This is a genomic window from Pseudarthrobacter sp. O4 (assembly GCF_050157025.1).
In the GTDB taxonomy this organism is placed as follows: Bacteria; Actinomycetota; Actinomycetes; order Actinomycetales; family Micrococcaceae; genus Arthrobacter.
Genome location: NZ_CP189591.1, coordinates 860,924 through 880,322, shown reverse-complemented (window position 1 = coordinate 880,322; position 19,399 = coordinate 860,924). Strand labels below are relative to the sequence as shown.

The window sequence follows — 19,399 nt, the reverse complement described above, 5'->3', positions numbered from 1 at the left end:
GGCTGCTGTATGGAGAGCCTTGGGGTTCTATCAGGTCACTGCGGTGGTTCTCGGCTGGTAGAGGGTTCCGTCTAGAAGCATGGCGTAGAGGGTATCGCAGCGTCTCCTGGCGAGGGCGACGAGGGCCTGGTTGTGGCGTTTGCCTTCGCCGCGTTTCCGGTCGTAGTAGGGGACGGATTCCGGCCAACGCCACACCCAAGGAACGCAGGGCGAGGAAACTCAAAACCAAGAGGGGCCGGGCCGTCTAGGCGCCGCGCAAGGCGATCGTTGAACCGGTCTTCGGGCAATCCATACCCGCCACGGGCTCGAGCAAGCCGCCCGCGAACGGGAGCTCCCGGCGGGTTGCCACAACCTGCTCAAACTCTTCAAATACCGGGAAACCACCGGGATCCTGGCCACCGCAGAAGCCTAAAGGAAGGGCGCCTGAGCCACGGAGACCCTTTCGACCCACGCTCTTGGGGGCTCGGCTACCCCTCAAGATACGTCAGCCGGCCCGCAGCTACTGGCCGAATTCGGGGAGGCGTGGACCGAGGTTTAGCATGGCGGCCACGGCCGCGACTGTCCGCTCGGATGCGCGGCCGTCGCCGTAAGGATTGACCGCATTGGCCATGGAGTCAAAATGTTCCTGATCATGCAGGAGACGGTCGACTTCCTTGAAGATGACCTCTTCGTCTGTCCCGATCAAGGCCACGGTGCCGGCGTCGACCGCTTCGGGCCGTTCAGTGTTGTCCCGCATGACGAGGACGGGCTTTCCGAGGCTGGGGGCCTCTTCCTGCACACCTCCCGAGTCCGTCAGGACGATGTGGGCGAGGGAAAGCATCCGGGTGAATTCACCGTAGGCCAGCGGCTCGGTCACAATGACGTTGGATAAGCCTGCCACCGCCGGGAGCACAGCTTCGCGGACCACCGGGTTCTTGTGGGCCGGCAGCACGATCATCAGATCCGGTTCGGCTTCCGCGATTCTGGCCAGGGCCCGGCCCACGCCCTGCATGGCGCCTCCCTGGTTTTCACGCCGGTGGGTGGTGACCAGGAGGATCTTCCTGCCGCTGGCAGCGAGTTCCTCAAGCTGCGGGTCCGTGAATGGGATCTGCTTGCCGACCGTGGTGAGCAAGGCGTCGATGACAGAGTTTCCGGTAATGACGATGTTGGCAGGGTCGATTCCCTCGGCGACGAGGTTGGCCTTGCTCACGCTTGTGGGTGCAAGGTGGAGGCTGGCGATTTGACTGGTGATTTTGCGGTTTGCCTCCTCCGGAAACGGGGAGAACAGGTCTCCGCTGCGAAGGCCTGCTTCAACGTGCACCACGGGGATGCCATGGTAGAACGCTGCGATGGCGCCGGCGGTGGACGTCGTCGTGTCACCCTGAACGATGACGACGTCTGGCTTGTTGGCTGCGAAGAGTTTGTCCAGCCCATCGATGGTCCGGGTCATGATGGCGGAGAGTGACTGGCGCTGCTGCAGAATATTCAGATCATGATCCGGCACAATGCCGAAGAGCTGGTTGACTTGATCGAGCATCTCGCGATGCTGACCCGTGACCGTGACGACGCAGTCGAAATGCTCAGATTCCTGAAGGGCGGCAACTATAGGGGCCATCTTGATAGCTTCGGGACGGGTCCCGAAAATTGGCATGACACTAGGCATGGTGATTCCCCCGAAAGAGTTTAGGCCGCTGACCCATCGATCGTACTGGACGCCCTCAACGCGGTGTGAATCTGCGTCCGCGGCGACCCCACCCCGCCGGGGATCCTGCCGGGGTGCCTGCCGGGGGGTCCTGCCGTCCCGTCCCGTCCCGTGAGTCTGTTGTCCGGCCCCCGCGGTAGCGTAGGGCTGTGCCTGAATCGACTGTGCCCGACTCCACCGTGCCCGACTCCACCGTGCCCGAAGCTTCCCTGACCGTTGCCGCGCTCTCCGAGTCCGAGCTCCTCGAACGGATCTTCCCCCGGCTCAACCGCGGCACCGGCGGCAACCTGGCGGTCCTGCTTGGCCCGGGGGACGACGCCGCCATCGTGGCGGTGCCCGACGGCCGGACCGTGATCAGCATCGACACCCAGGTGGCGGACCAGGACTTCCGGCTCGAATGGAAGAACGGTTACCGGACCAGCGGATACGACGTCGGCTGGAAGGCCGCCGCGCAAAACCTCAGCGACATCAACGCCATGGGAGCCCGCGCCACGGCCATGGTGGTGAGCCTGACGATGCCGCCGGAAACGGCCGTCTCCTGGGTGGAGGACTTCGCGGACGGACTGACCGCCGGCATCCGGGAACTTGGCGCCCCGGACTGCGCCGTGGCCGGGGGAGACCTGGGCCGCGGGCGGGAGCTGGCTGTCAGCGTCGCGATACTGGGGACCCTGGACGGCAGGGAACCGGTGCTGCGCTCCGGAGCCCGCCCCGGGGACACACTGGCGCTGGCGGGAACCGTGGGACGGGCGGCCGCCGGGCTTGCCCTGCTCGAATCGGACACCGGCGTCCACTCGCTCAGCGGGGAGCAGCGGGCCCTGATGGACACCCAATGCCGGCCCCGGCCACCGCTCGCCGCCGGTCCGCTGGCCAGGGAAGCCGGGGCCACGGCGATGATGGACATCTCCGACGGCCTGGTGCGGGACGGCGGCCGCATGGCGGCAGCCAGCCGCGCGGTGCTCAACCTGGACGCCGCCGCACTGAAGGAACTCGCCGTTCCCTTGCTGCCGGCGTCGACGCTGCTTGGCACTGACCCGCTGGCCTGGGTCCTGGGCGGCGGGGAAGACCACGGACTGCTCGCCACATTCCCCGCAGGCCTTCAGCTGCCTCCCGGTTTCACTGCGATAGGCTCGATAGAAGCCCCTGCACCTCTGGACAGCGCGGGCGTCAAGATCGCGGGCCGGCCCGCTGACACCGTGGGATGGGATCACTTTGCAGACTAAAATTGCCGCCAACGCGCAAGCGATGAAGCGGTGGTTGGGCAAGGCAGAAACAACGCTAGGGAACCACAGCGACCGCCTGAACGCCATCAACATCTTCCCCGTCGCCGACGGCGATACCGGCACCAACCTTTACCTGACGGTCCGGGCCGCGGTGCACGCACTGCAAAGCACGAACACAGCCACGGGCACGGCCATGGACACGGCCTCCTTAACCGCCGACACCGCCTCCATCCCGCTGGTCGCCGGGGACCTGGCCCAAACCGCTTTCGGGAGCCCCGGTCCGGCCCAGAACGACGTCGGCGCGGTCCTGGCACGGGCCGGCCAGGCCGCCATGGAGCAGGCCCGCGGTAACTCCGGGACGCTGTTCGCTGTTTTCCTCTGCGCCGCAGCCGAGCCACTCGCCGGCCACACCCGGCTGAGCGCCCCGCTCTTGGCCGCCGCCCTCAACCGGGCCCAGATCCGGGCCTGGTCCGCGCTGAGCGATCCCGTGCCGGGAACCATGCTGTCCGTCATGGAAGCCGCCGCCCGCGCCGCCGCCGCCGTGGACTCAGCGCACGACGGCGACGACAGCAACCACACGCTCGGACTGGCACTGGATGCCGCCGTCGAGGCTGCCCTGGCTGCGGTGATCCACACCGAGGACCAGCTCGATGCCCTGCATGCCGCCCATGTGGTGGACGCCGGCGGGGTCGGAATGCTGCTGATCCTTGACTGCCTGCGCTCCGCCGTCCTGGGCGAGGAACTGCAGAGCGAACTCCTCGACGGCCTGCACGGCTACGACGTCCAGGATCCGCACATCCACGCCGCCATGCCCCGGGACGAGGGCGTGGAAGTCATGTGCACCATCACGCTCTCGCCGCTGGATGCCGCGATGATGCGCCAGCGGCTCGATGAGATGGGCGACTCGGTCATCATGAGCCAGGTGGGCGCCGCGGCCGACAGTTCCGGCCAGTACCGCTGGCGGGTCCACGTCCATGTTCTGGACGCCGGCCCGGCCGTGGCCCTGATCCGATCGCTCGGCGAGCCCTCGGACTTTTCCGTCAGCGAACTCGCCCTCCCGCGTGAATTTGAGCCGCGGGACCCCGACGGACATGAACGCTGAACTGGACCTCGGCCTGGAGCGCCGGATCGGCAAGCGCTCCGCGGCGGTCATTGAGAAGCACCTCGGCATCACCACCGTGGGCGGGCTGCTGAACTACTTCCCGCGCCGCTACCTCAGCCGCGGCGAGCTGACCCCGATCAGTGAGGTCCCGCTCGACGAGGAAGTCACGCTCATCGCCCGCGTGATCTCCAACAGCACCCGCCAGATGCGCGCCCGCCGCGGCTCCCTGACCGACGTCGTGATCTCCGATGATGCCGGGGGAGCCGCCGGCGCCGTCCGGCCCCCGGGAGCAAGGATGCCGGGCACCCTGAAGGTGAGCTTCTTCAACGGCTTCCGGGCCAAAGCCGAACTCCAGCCGGGCCGGCGCGCCATGTTTTCCGGCAAGGTCACGCGCTACGGCGGCGCGCTCGGGCTGACCAACCCTGATTTCCTGCTGCTCGACGAGGACCCTGAGACGCCGGGGATGGATCCGGAAAAGCTCGCGGCCATGCCCATCCCGGTGTATCCGGCCACGGCCAAGCTGACCAGCTGGTCCATCCAGAAGGTGATTTCCACGCTCCTGGACACCGTCGAGCTCGAGGCCCTGGGTGACCCGCTGCCGGCGGAGATTGCCGCCCGGGAGAAATTCCTGCCCGTCGCGGAGGCCTACCGCCTGATCCACGCCCCGCAGACGCCGCCGGACTGGCAGCGGGCCCGCGACCGGTTCCGCTACCAGGAAGCCCTGGTACTCCAGTCCGCACTGGCACGGCGCCGCGCCCAGCTCGCCGCCGAGGAGGCCACCGCCCGCCGCCCGGCAGCCGGCGGTCTGCTGCCCGCCTTCGACCGCCAGCTGCCGTTCACGCTGACAGCCGGCCAGTCCGCCGTCGGCAAGACGCTCGCCGAAGAGCTCGGCCAGGCTTCCCCGATGAACCGGCTGCTGCAGGGCGAGGTGGGGTCCGGCAAGACGATCGTGGCGCTGCGCGCCATGCTGCAGGTGGTCGACGCCGGGGGACAGGCGGCCCTGCTGGCACCCACCGAGGTCCTCGCCGCCCAGCACTTCGAGTCGATCCGCCGCACGCTCGGCCCGCTGTCCCGGGACGGGATGCTCGGCGGCCTCGGAGCCGACGCCGTCCAGGTCAGCCTGCTGACGGGCTCCATGCCCACCGCGGCGCAGAAGCAGGCCATGCTGGATGCCGCCTCCGGAACGGCCGGGATCGTGATCGGAACCCACGCGCTGCTCAGCGACAACGTCTCCTTCTACGACCTCGGCCTGATTGTGGTCGACGAACAGCACCGCTTCGGCGTGGAACAGCGCGACGTGCTCCGGTCCAAGGCCAGCAAGCCGCCGCACCTGCTGGTCATGACCGCCACCCCGATCCCGCGGACCGTGGCCATGACCGTGTTCGGCGACCTCGAAACCTCCGTGCTGGACGAGCTCCCGGCGGGACGCGCCCCCATCACCACGCACGTCGTGGGGCTGGCCGAGCATCCCGCGTGGCTCGCCCGGCTGTGGTCCCGCTCCCGCGAGGAGATCGACGCCGGCCACCAGGTCTACGTCGTCTGTCCCAAGATCGGCACCGACGACGACGGCGACTTCAGTCCCGGGGAAGCCGAACCGTCCGCCGCCGACCTCGCAGGCGACGGCGGCGCGCGCGAGCTGGCGTCCGTGACCGGCGTCGTCGAACAGTTGCGGGACGAACCGGCACTCGCCGGGGTGACCGTGGCGCCCCTGCACGGCCGCCAGGACCCTGCGCTCAAGTCCGGGACCATGGCCTCGTTCACCGCGAACGAGACCAAACTCCTCGTCTCCACCACCGTCATTGAGGTCGGCGTGGACGTGCACAACGCCACGCTCATGGTGATCCTGGACGCGGACAGGTTCGGCATCTCGCAGCTCCACCAGCTCCGCGGCCGGGTGGGCCGTGGCGGCCTGCCCGGGACCTGCCTGCTCGTCACCACCCTGGAACCCGGCCATCCCAGCCGCCGCCGGCTCGATGCCGTTGCGGCCACCACGGACGGGTTCGAGCTCTCGCAGGAGGACCTCAAGCTGCGCCGTGAAGGCGACATCCTGGGTGCCTCCCAGTCGGGCGGCCGGTCCACGCTGAAGCTCCTGCGGGTGCTCGAACACGAGGACATCATCGCCCGGGCCCGGCAGGACGCCCAGCGGATCGTGGCGGCCGACCCGTCGCTAGCGGGCCACCCCGGGCTCGCCGAGGCAATCGACGAATACCTTAACCCTGAGAAGGAGGCGTTCCTTGAACGCGGCTAGCAGAATCCACGCAGCTACGGGGTCCCGGCGATGAGCCGCATCATCGCCGGCGCCGCGGGCGGAACCACGCTGGTCAGCGTGCCCGGCTCCCTGACCCGCCCCACCACGGACCGCGTCAAGGAAGCGCTGTTTTCCCGGCTGGACGCCTTCGAGGTCGTGGCGGACGCCCGCGTGCTGGATCTCTACGCCGGCTCCGGTTCGCTGGGGGTGGAGAGCGCCAGCCGGGGCGCCGGGACGGTGGACCTCGTGGAGTTCGATGCCAAGGCCAGCGAGGTCTGCCAGCGCAACGCGGACCTCGTCAACACCGTCGCGCGCCGCAAGGTGGTCTCGGTGCACCGCTCCAGGGTCGAATCGTTCCTCGAACGGACCCAGGAGGCTGTCCGCTGGGACCTTGTCTTCCTGGATCCGCCCTACCCGCTGGAGGAACCCGCGCTGGCCGACGTGCTGGCCGAGCTCGCACCGCACCTGGCGGAAGGTGCCGTCGTCGTGGTGGAACGCTCCTCGCGGAGCCCCGAACCCACCTGGCCGGACGGCTTGGAACGGTTTGCCGAACGGAAGTACGGGGAGACCCGGCTCTGGTTCGCTGAGCCCAGTGTGCCGGAAGTCCCGGAGGTAGTGCTGGAAGACGGGCAGTAGCCCGCCACTGGCGGAGCCACCGCACCTGCCGCCGGAGCCTGGACATGCCCCGCGCCGCGGTTCGCGGATGGACATAGACCGGTTATGCCCGGTCCTGGGCGCGAGGCCTGGACATGTCCTTCGGGGGCCCTGGAACCGGACGCGCCCCTGGTCCGGACGTGCCACCCCCGAGCCCGGACATGCCCCGCGCCGGGGTCTGCGGATGGACATATTCCGGTTATGTCCGGTCCCGGGCGCGAGAACTGGACATGTCCTCCCGGGGGAGCAGCCCGGTCAGCCCGGCTGGTCCGAGAGTTCATCGAGCCCTACGCCGGACAGCACCCTGGCCGGATGCGGGCCGCGGGCCAACAGCGCCGCGGTCCACGCCTCCGGCCACGGCGTCTGCGTGCCGGTCAGGATGATGTTGCCGGGATACCGGCCGGTAAACATGCCGGCCTCGGCGACTGCCGACACGTCCGTCATCGCCCGGCGCAGCGCGGCCACCTGGCTCCGGACCAGGGTCAGCCCGGGTTCGTCACCCACGTTGACGATCAGCACTCCGCGCGGGGTCAGCTTCGCGGCGGCCTCGCGGTAGAACTCTGTGCAGGCAAGATGCGCGGGTGCCTCGGGGCCGGAAAAGATGTCCAGGATCACGACGTCGAAGCGCTGTCCTGCAGGCAGCCCGGCCAGCGCCTCCCTGGCGTCGCCGATCAGCGTGTGCAGCTGGATGCCTTCGGGCAGCGGCAGCTGCTGCAATACGAAGTCCAGCAGTTCCCGCTCAAGTTCCACCGCGTACTGCACGGAGCCGGGCCGGGTGGCCTGGATGTAGCGGGCCAGCGTCAGGGCCCCGGCGCCGAGGTGGAGGGCGCTGATGGGCCCACCCCACGGCGCCGCGAGGTCCACCACGTGCCCGATCCGGCGCAGGTACTCGTAGAAGATGTCCGAGGGGTCGGTGAGGTTCACGTGTGACTGCTCGGCCCCGCCGATGCTGAGCACGAAGCCGCCCTCGGTGAATTCATCGGGCTCGATCGTGGCGTGCTGGCCCGTGGTCCGCAGAAAGCGCGACGCCGCCGCCGGTGTTCCGGCCACCCTTTTAGAGCCGGTCCCGGAGGGTTGCCAGCCGTTCGGCGGCCTCCTGCAAGACGTCAATCCGCTTGCAGAAGGCAAAGCGCAGGAGGCTGCGGGTGCGCTCGGCTCCTTCCGGGTGGCAGAAAACCGGCACCGGGATCGCGGCGACGCCGATGAGCGCCGGCAGCCGGCGGGCCAGGTCCACGGAATCCGAGATGCCCAGGGACGCGGTGTCGACGTTCACGAAGTACGTCCCCTGCGGGGTGAAGACGTCCAGCCCGGCGGCGCGGAGGCCCTCGCTGAGGATGTCCCGCTTGAGCTGGAGCGTGTCGGCGATCCCGGCGTAGAACTCGTCCGGCAGGCCGAGGCCGACGGCGATGGCGCCCTGGAACGGTGTGCCGGAGCTGTAGCTGAGGAACTGCTTCACGGTCCGGGCGGCCGCGACGAGGTGTTCGGGGCCGCTGAGCCAGCCGATCTTCCAGCCGGTGAAGGAGAACGTCTTCCCGGCCGAGGAAATGGTGAGCGTGCGCTCGGCCGCTCCGGGCAGGCTGGCCAGGGGGATGTGGCGGACGCCGAAGGTGAGGTGTTCGTAGACTTCATCGGTGATGATGACGGCGTCGTACTTCGCGGCCAGCTCGACGACGCGCTCCAGCACCCCGCGCGGGAACACCGCTCCGGTCGGGTTGTGCGGGTTGTTGACCAGCACCACCTTGGTGCGGTGGCTGAATGCCGCTTCAAGGGCGTCCAGATCCGGCATGAAGTCCGGTGCCAGCAGCGGCGCGGTGACGTGGCGGGCGCCGGAGAGGCCGATGATGGCGCCGTAGGAGTCGTAGAAGGGTTCGAAGGTGAGGACCTCGTCGCCGGGGCCCACGAGGGCGAGCAGCGAGGCGGCAATGGCCTCGGTGGCGCCGGTGGTGACGATGATTTCAGTCTGCGGGTCCGGAGTCAGGCCGTAGAAGCGCTCCTGGTGGAGGGAGATTGCCTCGCGGAGTTCAATGATGCCTTTGCCCGGCGCGTACTGGTTGTAGCCGGCGGCGATCGCGGCCTGGGCGGCCGCCTTGATCTCCGCCGGGCCGTCCTCGTCCGGGAACCCCTGTCCCAGGTTGATGGCGCCGGTGTGCAGCGCCAGCGTGGTCATTTCCTCAAAGATGGTGACACCCAGGGTGCCTTCGGCGGAGAGCAGGTTGGCGCCGGTGGCGGCCCGCTGCCACGGGAACCGCAGCGGGGCGGTCACCAGGAGCCAGCGCGGAGCGCGTAGAGCCGGCCCATGCCCCTGGCGGCGCCCGTGACGAGCACGACGCCCCCGGCCACGGCGAAAGGATTGCTGGAAGCTGACATTCAGCCATGGTATCCCGCTCGGCGGCGCGGATACGGTAGGTTCGGAGCATGAGACGCGCCGTATGCCCTGGCTCCTTCGACCCCATTCACAATGGACACCTGGAAGTGATCGCCAGAGCAGCCGGCCTCTTCGACGAGGTGATCGTGGCAGTATCCACCAACTACGCGAAGAAGTACCGCTTCAGCCTGGACGAGCGGATCGAGATGGCCAGGGAAACCCTGGCGTCCCTGCGCGGCATTGTTGTGGAGCCGGTGGGGGAGGGGCTGCTGGCCGAGTACTGCCGCCAGCGGGGTGTGTCCGCCATCGTCAAGGGCCTGCGTTCGTCGTCGGACTTCGACTACGAACTGCCGATGGCCACCATGAACCGGCAGCTCACCGGCGTCGAAACGGTCTTCCTTCCGGCGGAAGCCCATTACCTTCATTTGTCGTCCACCCTGATCAAGGAAGTCTTCACGCTGGGCGGCAATGTCTCGGAGTTTGTGCCCCGATCCGTGCTGAAACGGCTGCACGCGGGCGGGCCTGTCCAGGATTAGGCGCACAGAGGGTAAGCTTGATCGGTACTCGGCGGCCTGCTGCCGGTTGCGCGGCCCGAATCCAAAGCCGTTTGCGGTGTGAGCCCCAGGCGTATCCGCGGTTTGAGTCCGTCCGGAAGATCAGGCTAAGATAGTACGTCGGTCATATGTTCAACAGGAGTTCTCATTAAACGAGATGCTAGTTCGCCCCTGGCGTTCGACGTCAAGGACCTCGGACGCAGTCCGGGAAGCATGCGGACGCTGACGGAACATGTACCCGCACCAGGTGATCTTGGTGTGGCGCTCATTGGCGTGCAGGAAGGCTCGGATGTCGGGCTGGACCTGCGGCTGGAGGCCGTACACGAAGGAATTCTGGTATCAGGAACCGCAAACGTCGAAGTAACCGGCGAATGTGGCCGATGCCTGGATCCCCTTGCGTATGACCTCGAGGTCAATGTGCAAGAACTTTTCTTCTACGAGGATGCTGAATTCTCGGATGAAGAAGACGAAGAAGAGCAATATCGAGTCGAGCGCGATGTTATCGATCTTGAGCCGGTGTTGCGGGACGCAGTTGTAACCATGCTGCCGTTCCAGCCGGTGTGCCGGGAAGACTGCCAGGGCCTTTGCTCCGAATGTGGAGTTCGCCTGGAAGACGAGCCGGGGCATCACCACGAGATCGTAGATCCTCGCTGGGCTGCCCTAGCCGACTTGGCTAAGCCTGACCGGCAAAACTGATTTGTAAGTGTTGGACTAGAGAGAAATGAGTTAGCCGTGGCTGTCCCGAAGCGGAAAATGTCTCGCTCGAATACCCGCGCCCGCCGCTCCCAGTGGAAGGCAACCGCCCCCCACCTGGTGAAGACTGTCGAGAACGGCCAGGTTACCTACAGCCTGCCGCACCAGGCAAAGGTCGTTACCGACTCGGCTGGCACCGCGCTGTTCCTTGAATACAAGGGCCGCAAGGTCGCAGACGTCTAATCCGCCGACAGGCTGAATAAGATGTCTTCAACTGAAGAGCTTCTGAAGCGTCTCGGTGTCTCTATTGACGCCGGGACGCTTCGTCTTGCGCTCACACACCGTTCCTACGCCTACGAAAATGGCGGCATTCCCACCAACGAACGGCTCGAGTTCCTGGGTGACTCCATCCTGGGCTTCTCCGTCACCGACGCGCTGTACCGTGACAACCCCACGCTGCCGGAAGGGGACCTCGCCAAGCGCCGCTCCGCCGTCGTCAGCACCCGGGCACTGGCCGGCATCGGCCGCAGCATCGGGCTGGGCGAATACATCTTCCTCGGACAGGGCGAGAAGCTCACCGAGGGCAAGAACAAGGCGTCCATCCTGGCGGACACCATGGAGGCGCTGATCGGCGCCACCTACATCTCCAACGACATTGAGACGGCACGCCAGCTGGTCATGCGGCTGATCGGGCCGCTGCTGGCGGACGCTGCCGCCCTCGGCGCCGGCACCGACTGGAAGACCAGCATCCAGGAGCTGGCCGCCAGCCGGCAGATGGGCACCATCAACTACGCGGTGGAGGGCTCCGGCCCGGACCACGCGCGGACGTTCGAGGCCATACTGCGGATCGGCGGCACGGACTACGGCACCGGCTCGGGGAATTCGAAGAAGGAAGCCGAGCAGGAAGCCGCCGCGGACGCCTGGCGCCGGCTCTCCGCACCGGTTCCCCCTGCACCGTCGGCACCGGTTCCCCCGGCACCGGTTCCCGAAACGCCTTCGGAGACGCGGCAGCTGACCCAGACCGACAGCTAGGCGCGCTGTGCCTGAACTGCCGGAGGTTGAAGTTGTCCGCCGCGGCCTGGTGAGCTGGGTACGCGGCCGGACCATCACGTCCGTTGACGTGGTGGATCCGCGCTCCGTCCGCCGGCACCCGCTCGGTCCCGAGGACTTCGCCGGCAACCTCGAGGGTGCCCGGGTGCTGGACGTGGTCCGGCGCGGGAAGTTCCTGTGGCTGCCGCTGGCCGATACACCGGACGGTACCGCCGTATCGGGACCCGCCGTATCGGGAGACGCTGAATCGGGACCCCCGCGGCCGGCCGTGGCACTCATGGCCCACCTCGGCATGTCCGGGCAGCTCCTGATGCAGGACGCCGGTGTTCCGGACGAGAAACACCTGAAGGTCCGGCTGCGCCTGAGCCCGGCTGAGGGCATGCCGGAACAGCTCCGCTTCGTGGACCAGCGAATTTTCGGCGGGCTGTTCCTCACCTCGCTGATCGCCACGTCCGACGGCGGTCCCGGCGGGCTCGCCGAAACGCCGCTTCCGCTGATCGCCGAGGAAGCCTCGCACATCGCCCGGGACCCGCTGGACCCGTACTTCTCCTTCGACGAGTTCTACCGCCGCCTCCGGGCCCGGAAGACCGGCCTCAAGCGGGCGCTGCTGGACCAGGGGCTGGTCTCGGGGATCGGCAACATCTACGCGGACGAGGCTCTCTGGAAGGCGCGGCTGCATTACGCACGCCCCACGGACACCCTGCGCCGGGCGGACGCCGAGCGGGTGCTGGACGCCGCGCGGGAGGTCATGACGGACGCCCTGGCCGCCGGCGGAACAAGCTTCGATTCGCTCTACGTCAACGTCAACGGCGCCTCCGGCTACTTCGACCGTTCCCTCAACGCCTACGGCCGCGAAGGGCAGCAGTGCAAGCGCTGCGCCGCCGCCGGTCTGGTGAGCATCCTCAAGCGGGAACAGTTCATGAACCGGTCCTCCTACACCTGCCCCGTGTGCCAGCCCAGGCCCCGCAACGGCCGCTGGTAGACGGGCTGCCAAGCAGCACCGGCAACCCTGGAAATCCGCGGATTCCCGTGGTCCACGGGGTAGATTGGGCACGTAGATTCACGGCACTGCCGCCACTGAAGGAGTTCCGAAGCACTTTGCACCTCAAGAGCCTGACCGTCCGGGGATTCAAGTCTTTCGCTTCGGCGACGACTTTCGAATTCGAGCCAGGCGTCACCGCCGTGGTCGGACCCAACGGCTCGGGCAAATCCAATGTGGTGGATGCCCTGGCATGGGTCATGGGCGAGCAAGGGGCCAAGACGCTCCGCGGCGGCAAGATGGAGGACGTCATCTTCGCCGGGACGTCCGGGCGGCCGCCGCTGGGACGCGCCCACGTGTCGTTGACCATCGACAACAGCGACGGCGCCCTGCCGATCGACTACAGCGAAGTCACCATCTCCCGCACCCTGTTCCGGACCGGCGGCTCGGAATACGCCATCAACGGCGCAGGCTGCCGGCTGCTGGACATCCAGGAACTCCTCTCCGACTCCGGCCTGGGCCGGGAGATGCACGTCATCGTCGGGCAGGGGCAGCTGGACAAGGTCCTGCATGCCACGCCCGAGGACAGGCGAGGTTTCATCGAGGAAGCCGCCGGCATCCTCAAACACCGGCGGCGCAAGGAAAAAACGGTCCGCAAACTCGAAGCCATGCAGGCCAACCTGCAGCGGCTCAGCGACCTCACCGGGGAAATCCGGCGGCAGCTGACCCCGCTGGGGAAGCAGGCGGCGGTGGCCCGCCGGGCCCAGACTGTCCAGTTCGAAGTCCGCGACGCACGTTCCCGCCTCCTCGCCGACGATCTCGTCCAGCTGCAGTCCGCGCTGGAGCAGGACGTCGCCGACGAGTCAGCCCTCAAGGCCCGGCGCGCCGTCGTCGAGCGGGAGCTGGAACACGGCCGGCAGCGCCGGGCCGATCTGGAACAGCTCGCGGCCGGGGCCACGCCGAAGCTGAACGCCGCCCGGGACAACTGGTACCAGCTCTCCGCCGGACGCGAAAGGCTCCGGTCCCTCGGCTCCCTCGCCGAGGAACGCCGGCGGCTGCTGGGCGCGGCAGATTCGGTCCCGGACACCGGCCGGGACCCGGACCAGCTGGACCGGCAGGCCGCGCGGGTACGCGAGGAACAGGCCGACCTCGAGCGGCAGATCCTGGACCGGCGCGGCGCGCTGGACGCTGCTGCCGACTCCAAGCAGGACGCCGAGAACGCGGCCGCCGCCGAGGACAAGCGGCTCGCGGCCCTGCTCCGTGCCGCCGCGGACCGGCGTGAGGGCCTGGCGAAACTCGCCGGCCAGGTCGGCGCGGCGCGGTCCCGCGTCGAGTCGGCGCAGGCCGAACTCGGCCGGCTCCGCGAGTCCCAGAAGGCAGGGGAGGAGCGCCGCCGGCACGCCCAGAGCGAATTCACCGCCCTGGAATCCCAGGTGGCCGGCGTCGAGGACGGCGAGGAAACCCTCGACGCCGACTATGAGGACGCCAACGGTGCCCTCGACGCGGTCATCGCCGAGATTGACGCCCTCAAGGCGGCCGAGCGCGAGGGCGAGCGCGAACGCGGTGCCCTCGTGGCGCGCCGCGACGCCCTGCAGCTTGGCCTGAACCGCAAGGACGGCACCGGCCATGTGCTCGGCGCCGGTCTGCCCGGCGTGCTGGGGTCCCTGGCGGCCATGATCACGGTGGAGAACGGTTTCGAGGCCGCCATCGCCGCCGCCCTCGGTACCTCCGCGGACGCCGTCGTGGTGCAGGACGCGGAGGCCGCCGCCGCCGCGGTCCAGCGATTGAAGAACGACGACGCCGGCCGCGCCTCGCTGCTGCTGGTAGCGGGGGCCCCGGACGCCCCGGCTCAGCCGGACATCTTGCTGCCGGACGCCGGGTTGCCGGACGCCGGGCTGCCGGGCGGGGCTCGCTGGGCCTCAAGCCTTGTCGCCTCCGCCGGGTCCCCGACGGCCATCGCCGAACTGCCGCTGTCCGGCCTCCTGGCGGGCATCGCCGTCGTCGACGATCTCGACGCCGCCGCGGAGCTGATCACGGGACGGCCGGAGCTGACAGCCGTCACCCGGGCAGGGGACGTGTTTACCGCCTTGACGGCCAGCGGCGGCTCCGCCAAGGCGCCCTCGCTGCTGGAGGTCCAGGCCGCCGTAGACGACGCCGCCGCAAGGCTGGCCGCGGTGACCGCAGGGCTGGAGCGAAACCGCTTCGCGCTGTCCGCAGCGCAGGCACGGCGGGCCGAAGCGCAGGACCGCGCGGACGCCGCCCTGGAGAAACTCCACGACTCGGACGCCCGGCTCGCGGCCGTGGCCGAGCGGCTGGGACACCTCAATTCCGTGCTGCGCAGCGCCGTCGGCGAAAGTGAACGGCTCGCCGCGTCCCTCGCCAAGGCCGAGGCGAACATCCGCACGGAACAGGCGTCCCTCGAAGCGGTGGCGGCGAGGCTGGCCGCCGCCCAGGAAACGCCCGCCGAGGAAGAGCCGTCCGCCGAGCACCGCGACGCCCTTGCCCTTGCGGCCTCGCAGGCCCGCGCCGCCGAGATGGAGGCGCGGCTCGCGCTGCGCAGCGCCGAGGAACAACTCACGGCCACCGCCAACCGGGCGGCCTCGCTCGAACGCGCTGCCGCCGCCGAACGCCGCGCCCGCGAGGAAGCCGCCGAACGCGCGCGCCGCCGCCGCCGCCAGGCGAAACGCGCCGCCGCCGTCTCCGCCGCCGTCGAACAGGTGCTCGGCTTCATCGATGTCTCCGTTGAGCTCGCCCGGCAGGAGCGGGACAGCGCCGAGGAGCGCCGGGAGCAGATGGACCGCGAACTCGCCGAGGTCCGCACCGGTACCGACGCCCTGGCCCGCGAGCTCGCGGAACTCACCGACTCCGTGCACCGCGACGAACTGGCCCGCGCCCAGCAGCGGCTGCGGATCGAGGGCCTGGAACTCAGGAGCGTCGAGGAACTGGGGCTCACGGCCGATCAGCTGGTGGCCGACTACGGTCCGGACCAGCCCGTGCCCCTGCCCGCCGGGGAAGCGGCGGACAAATGGGCTGCCCTGCGAGCCCCCGTCGGTGAGGACGGCGCCGAGATCGTCGAAGGAAAGCCCTTTGTCCGGGAAGAGCAGGAGAAACGGCTCAAACGTGCCGAACGTGACCTCTCCGCGCTGGGCCGCGTCAATCCGCTGGCCCTCGAGGAGTTCGCCGCCCTGGAGGAACGCCACCAGTTCCTGAGCACGCAGCTGGAGGACCTCAAGTCCAGCCGCAAGGACCTGCTGGACATCATCAAGGAAGTCGACGAGCGCGTGCAGAAGGTCTTCGCGGAAGCCTTCGCGGACACGTCCGCCCAGTTTGTCCGCGTGTTCGCCCGGCTGTTCCCGGGCGGGGAGGGGCGGCTGGTCCTGACGGACCCGTCGGACATGCTCACCACCGGCATCGAGGTCGAAGCCCGCCCGGCGGGCAAGAGGATCAAACGGCTCTCGCTGCTTTCCGGTGGCGAACGCTCGCTGACGGCCGTGGCCCTGCTCGTGGCGATCTTCAAGGCCAGGCCCTCACCGTTCTACGTCATGGATGAGGTGGAGGCAGCCCTGGACGACACCAACCTGGGGCGGCTTATCACCATCTTCGAGGAACTGCGCGAATCCAGCCAGCTGATCGTCATCACGCACCAGAAGCGGACCATGGAGGTCGCCGACGCGCTCTACGGTGTCACCATGCGCGGCGACGGCGTCTCCACGGTCATCAGCCAGCGGCTCCGCGCGGAGGTCTGAAACCCGCTTTGCCCGGACGGCGGCCCGGGCCGCTCCCCGGACCCAGGCGTCTCCGCGGCCGCTTTCGCGTTTGTGAGAAGCTAGGGGAGTGAACGACATCCTCCCCATTATCCTGCCCATTCTCGCTGCCCTGGTGGTCCTCGGTGCGCTGATTCCGGTCCTCATGAAGACCCGGAAGAACATCACGAGCTACCCGGGCACGCGTGACGAGAACGATCCCGTGCAGTCAGGCTCCGCCGGAGGAACCCTCGTCGAGGACCGGCCCTCGCCAACGCGAGAACGCGGGGCGCCGGAGACCGCCGACCTGGAGGGCCTCGAAACGGTCGAGGTGCCGGACGATGTGGCCGGCCTGGAAACCGTCCCGGTGGAGACGCCGCTGCCGGTGGCGGGCCGCCTGACCCGCCTGCGCGAACGCCTCGTCAAGTCCAACAACATCTTCGGCAAGGGCCTGCTGGCCCTGCTCTCCGCGGACAAGATCGACGAAAACGTCTGGGACGAGGTGGAGGAGACCCTCCTGCTCGCCGATCTCGGCACCGAACCGACCATGCAGCTCGTGGACGCGCTCCGCGAACGGGTGAAAGTCCTGGGCACGCGTTCCCCGGAGCACGTCAAGGCCCTGCTGCGCGAGGAACTGATCAAGCTCGTGGACCCCACGATGGACCGCAGCCTGCGGGTGGAGCGCCATGCCGACAAGCCCGCCGTCGTGCTGGTGGTCGGCGTCAACGGCGTCGGCAAGACCACCACCGTGGGCAAGCTTGCCCGCGTGCTCGTGGCCGAGGACAAGGACGTGCTGCTGGGCGCCGCGGACACCTTCCGCGCCGCTGCCTCCGAGCAGCTTGCCACCTGGGGTGCGCGCGTGGGCGTCCCCACGGTCAGGTCCCACGTCCACGGGGCGGACCCGGCGTCCGTCGCCTACGAGGCGGTCCAGGCGGGCATCGATCAGGAAGTCGACGTCGTCATGATCGACACCGCCGGGCGCCTGCAGAACAAGGTGGGCCTGATGGACGAGCTGAGCAAGGTCAAGCGCGTCATTGAAAAACTCGCCGAAGTGGACGAGGTGCTGCTGGTCCTGGACGCGACGACGGGCCAGAACGGCCTGAACCAGGCCAGGGTCTTCGCCGAAGTCGTCAACATCACCGGCATCGTCCTGACCAAGCTGGACGGCACCGCCAAGGGCGGGATCGTCGTCGCGATCCAGAGATCGCTGGGCGTCCCGGTCAAGCTGATCGGCCTGGGCGAGGGCGCAGACGACCTCGCTCCGTTCGACGCGGAGGGCTTCGTCGACGCCCTGCTGAACTGAGTCCGCAACCCAACTGGCTCGCAGTAGTTGCCGTTTTGACCGCTGAAACGACAACGAATGCGAGCCAGTTGGGAAGGATCAGTACTTGAAGTTCAGCACCGTCACGGTGCCGGCCGTCAGCTTGAAGTTCTGCGTCCCGGACTTGTACTGGAATCCCGGCACCGTGGCGCGGTCCGCCAGCGGCGTCGGTTCGGACGTGACCCCGTCGATCACGGTGCTGTCCTCGGCCCCGTAGCTGGGGCCGGTGAGCTGGGTCATGGTGCCGGTCAGCGGCCTGCCCGGAAGGTTCAGCGTGACATCGGTCTGGGCGGCCTTTTCCGGATCGTTCTCATTGACGATGACGACGCTGGTGCTGCCGTCAGCGTTCTGCAGCGCGTAGCTGTACGCCAGCCCGCCTCCGGAGCTGTCCAGTTTCATGAACTTTCCGGCCTCCAGCTCGGCCACCATCGAAATGCCGAAGAAGTTGGCCCGGCCGGACATCTGGCCGTTGCCCAGAGGGTAGGCGCCGGCGCTGCAGATGGCGGACATGGGCGGGCCGCCCTTGCAGCTGAGCATGGAGCTGTGGAACCCGATCCTGGTGATCCCCAGCTGCGCGGCGTTGAGGGCATAGTCTGCGGTCCAGAGTGCCGATGCGTGCGTGCGGGAGGTCTCGTTGGAGCCGGGGCAGGCTGCGATCCCGGTTTCCGGGAGCCACGTTTCCAGGCCCGCCGCCTGGCCCACCTTGAGGGCCGCCTGCTGGTAATCGGCCGCACGGTCGTGCATGAGCCGGCTCATCAGGTTGGACATGGTGGGCGAGCCCTTGGGGTCGCTGCCATCACAGCTGTAGAGCGGGTAGTTGTGGAACGTGAGGATCTTCTTCTGCGGGATGTCCGCATCGACGAAGGGCTGCCACCACTTCTGGTCATAGGCGCCCGGACCTGAAATGGGCACATTCGGGGCCACGGCATAGATCGCCTTGGCGTAGTCCTTGAGCTCCCGGATGTACTGGTCCAGGCTGTAGCCGTCGGTCTTCACATCGTTGAAGACGAAGCCGTTGGGCTCGTTGCCGATGGTGATGCTGAGCAGCCGGTCACCGAAGATTTCCGAGGCGTGCTTGACCATGTCCGCCGCGCGGTTCGGGTCGTAGTGGCCGAGGTCGACGGTGAGGCTGACCCTGGCGTCCGTTGCGTCCAGCAGCGTCTTGACCCGGGTGAGTTCCGCCGGACCGACAGCCTCTGCGGGATGCGCCTTGTCTCCGCGGTAGTTGGAGGGGAGGGCCTCGTTGGAGGATGTCCAGAAGAACCGGCGGTCCACGGCGTTGCCGCCAAACCGCAGGACCGGCTGGTCGATCTCCTTGAGGAGCTTCACCATCGAGGCGTTGTCGCTGCTCAGATCGGGGTCGGCCAGGTCCGTGGCCTCCAGCGAGATTCCTGTCAGGCCCTTGTTCAGGGAGGTGCCCACCAGGTCCTTGGACACGTCGACCTTAAGGGGTTCAACCTTTTCCAGCGGTGAACCGGCCGGTGGCCCGGCCTGCTCGTAGTAGGTGACGGCAGGACCCATTTCTGCGGGTTCGCTGCTTGCGGCCGTTGCGGCCGGGCTCGAGACAGCGGACTGCGGCCCCGGCGCGGGTGCGCCGAAGGTCAGCGGGATGGCCACCGCGGCAGCTGCCACGACGGCGACGATCCCTGCGGCGGCGATCAGCCGCGAGCGCTTCTTGTTGCCCTTGGGCGCGCCGTCATCATCGGAGGGGTCGGGGGCAGCTGAATACCCGCGTGAATGGTCGATTGGCGCCATAAGGCAGTACCTCCGGAAGATTTGGCAAGTCCCG

General features: G+C 68.3%; 15 protein-coding genes and 1 pseudogene. 11 read left to right on the top strand and 5 right to left on the bottom strand.

Translation table 11 applies throughout. The features are described 5' to 3' along the window. Positions 1–30: 30 nt before the first annotated feature. Together ACQCSU_RS04045 and wecB are read right to left on the bottom strand one after the other, a co-directional pair. Positions 31–183 (bottom strand): annotated as a pseudogene (locus ACQCSU_RS04045) (IS110 family transposase); the annotation flags it as partial. A gap of 316 nt (positions 184–499) precedes the next feature. After that, the gene (wecB, locus tag ACQCSU_RS04040; RefSeq protein WP_426978399.1) at positions 500–1,642 is read right to left on the bottom strand and encodes a non-hydrolyzing UDP-N-acetylglucosamine 2-epimerase; all 1,143 of its coding nucleotides are present in this window, start codon (positions 1,640–1,642) and stop codon (positions 500–502) included. A gap of 233 nt (positions 1,643–1,875) precedes the next feature. Between wecB and ACQCSU_RS04035 the strand changes: the two genes are divergently transcribed. The 4 genes from ACQCSU_RS04035 to rsmD are packed head-to-tail and all read left to right on the top strand — an operon-like array spanning position 1,876 to position 6,887. Further along, positions 1,876–2,901, top strand: coding sequence for a thiamine-phosphate kinase (locus tag ACQCSU_RS04035; protein WP_426979708.1), 1,026 nt, complete (start codon positions 1,876–1,878; stop codon positions 2,899–2,901). A gap of 22 nt (positions 2,902–2,923) precedes the next feature. After that, positions 2,924–4,003, top strand: a complete 1,080-nt coding sequence (locus tag ACQCSU_RS04030; RefSeq protein ID WP_426978398.1) for a DAK2 domain-containing protein — start codon at positions 2,924–2,926, stop codon at positions 4,001–4,003. Continuing rightward, a complete protein-coding gene (locus ACQCSU_RS04025) occupies positions 3,993–6,251 on the top strand; it encodes an ATP-dependent DNA helicase RecG (protein ID WP_426978397.1) in 2,259 nt (752 codons plus the stop codon). The genes ACQCSU_RS04030 and ACQCSU_RS04025 overlap by 11 nt, the downstream gene beginning before the upstream one ends. 30 nt (positions 6,252–6,281) lie before the next feature. Next, positions 6,282–6,887, top strand: a complete 606-nt coding sequence (gene rsmD / locus ACQCSU_RS04020) for a 16S rRNA (guanine(966)-N(2))-methyltransferase RsmD (protein WP_426978396.1) — start codon at positions 6,282–6,284, stop codon at positions 6,885–6,887. A gap of 273 nt (positions 6,888–7,160) precedes the next feature. On the opposite strand, the gene ACQCSU_RS04015 is transcribed toward rsmD, so the two are convergent. Beyond that, on the bottom strand, positions 7,161–7,955 hold the full coding sequence (locus ACQCSU_RS04015) for a spermidine synthase (RefSeq protein WP_426978395.1): 795 nt from the start codon (positions 7,953–7,955) through the stop codon (positions 7,161–7,163). Between the two features lie 4 nt (positions 7,956–7,959). Continuing rightward, the gene (locus ACQCSU_RS04010; protein ID WP_426978394.1) at positions 7,960–9,168 is read right to left on the bottom strand and encodes an aminotransferase class I/II-fold pyridoxal phosphate-dependent enzyme; all 1,209 of its coding nucleotides are present in this window, start codon (positions 9,166–9,168) and stop codon (positions 7,960–7,962) included. Positions 9,169–9,320: 152 nt separating this feature from the next. Here ACQCSU_RS04010 and coaD point away from each other — a divergent pair, with 152 nt between their 5' ends. The 7 genes from coaD to ftsY all read left to right on the top strand — a co-directional run bounded on the left by coaD (position 9,321) and on the right by ftsY (position 17,592). Then, entirely contained in the window at positions 9,321–9,806 is a 486-nt protein-coding gene (gene coaD / locus ACQCSU_RS04005; protein WP_426978393.1) for a pantetheine-phosphate adenylyltransferase, read from the top strand. Between the two features lie 189 nt (positions 9,807–9,995). Further along, positions 9,996–10,520, top strand: coding sequence for a YceD family protein (locus tag ACQCSU_RS04000; protein ID WP_426979707.1), 525 nt, complete (start codon positions 9,996–9,998; stop codon positions 10,518–10,520). Between the two features lie 36 nt (positions 10,521–10,556). Continuing rightward, on the top strand, positions 10,557–10,760 hold the full coding sequence (gene rpmF / locus ACQCSU_RS03995) for a 50S ribosomal protein L32 (protein WP_009356569.1): 204 nt from the start codon (positions 10,557–10,559) through the stop codon (positions 10,758–10,760). A gap of 21 nt (positions 10,761–10,781) precedes the next feature. After that, positions 10,782–11,549: a ribonuclease III gene (rnc, locus tag ACQCSU_RS03990; RefSeq protein ID WP_426978392.1), complete on the top strand. Its 768-nt coding sequence runs from the start codon at positions 10,782–10,784 to the stop codon at positions 11,547–11,549. 7 nt (positions 11,550–11,556) lie between these two features. Further along, positions 11,557–12,549 (top strand): bifunctional DNA-formamidopyrimidine glycosylase/DNA-(apurinic or apyrimidinic site) lyase, encoded by a 993-nt coding sequence (gene mutM, locus ACQCSU_RS03985; protein WP_426978391.1) that lies wholly within the window; start codon positions 11,557–11,559, stop codon positions 12,547–12,549. Positions 12,550–12,665: 116 nt separating this feature from the next. Further along, entirely contained in the window at positions 12,666–16,292 is a 3,627-nt protein-coding gene (gene smc / locus ACQCSU_RS03980) for a chromosome segregation protein SMC (protein WP_426978390.1), read from the top strand. Between the two features lie 88 nt (positions 16,293–16,380). Beyond that, on the top strand, positions 16,381–17,592 hold the full coding sequence (gene ftsY, locus ACQCSU_RS03975) for a signal recognition particle-docking protein FtsY (protein WP_426978389.1): 1,212 nt from the start codon (positions 16,381–16,383) through the stop codon (positions 17,590–17,592). 78 nt (positions 17,593–17,670) lie between these two features. On the opposite strand, the gene ACQCSU_RS03970 is transcribed toward ftsY, so the two are convergent. After that, on the bottom strand, positions 17,671–19,365 hold the full coding sequence (locus ACQCSU_RS03970; protein WP_426978388.1) for a hypothetical protein: 1,695 nt from the start codon (positions 19,363–19,365) through the stop codon (positions 17,671–17,673). Positions 19,366–19,399 lie beyond the last annotated feature (34 nt).

What these genes read in the sequence shown, in the direction of transcription:
- wecB (WP_426978399.1), bottom strand. Translation starts at nt 1,642, where the DNA reads ATGCCTAGTGTCATGCCAATTTTCGGGACCCGTCCCGAAGCTATCAAG.
- ACQCSU_RS04030 (WP_426978398.1), top strand. Translation starts at nt 2,924, where the DNA reads ATGAAGCGGTGGTTGGGCAAGGCAGAAACAACGCTAGGGAACCACAGC.
- ACQCSU_RS04025 (WP_426978397.1), top strand. Translation starts at nt 3,993, where the DNA reads ATGAACGCTGAACTGGACCTCGGCCTGGAGCGCCGGATCGGCAAGCGC.
- rsmD (WP_426978396.1), top strand. Translation starts at nt 6,282, where the DNA reads ATGAGCCGCATCATCGCCGGCGCCGCGGGCGGAACCACGCTGGTCAGC.
- coaD (WP_426978393.1), top strand. Translation starts at nt 9,321, where the DNA reads ATGAGACGCGCCGTATGCCCTGGCTCCTTCGACCCCATTCACAATGGA.
- rnc (WP_426978392.1), top strand. Translation starts at nt 10,782, where the DNA reads ATGTCTTCAACTGAAGAGCTTCTGAAGCGTCTCGGTGTCTCTATTGAC.
- ACQCSU_RS03970 (WP_426978388.1), bottom strand. Translation starts at nt 19,365, where the DNA reads ATGGCGCCAATCGACCATTCACGCGGGTATTCAGCTGCCCCCGACCCC.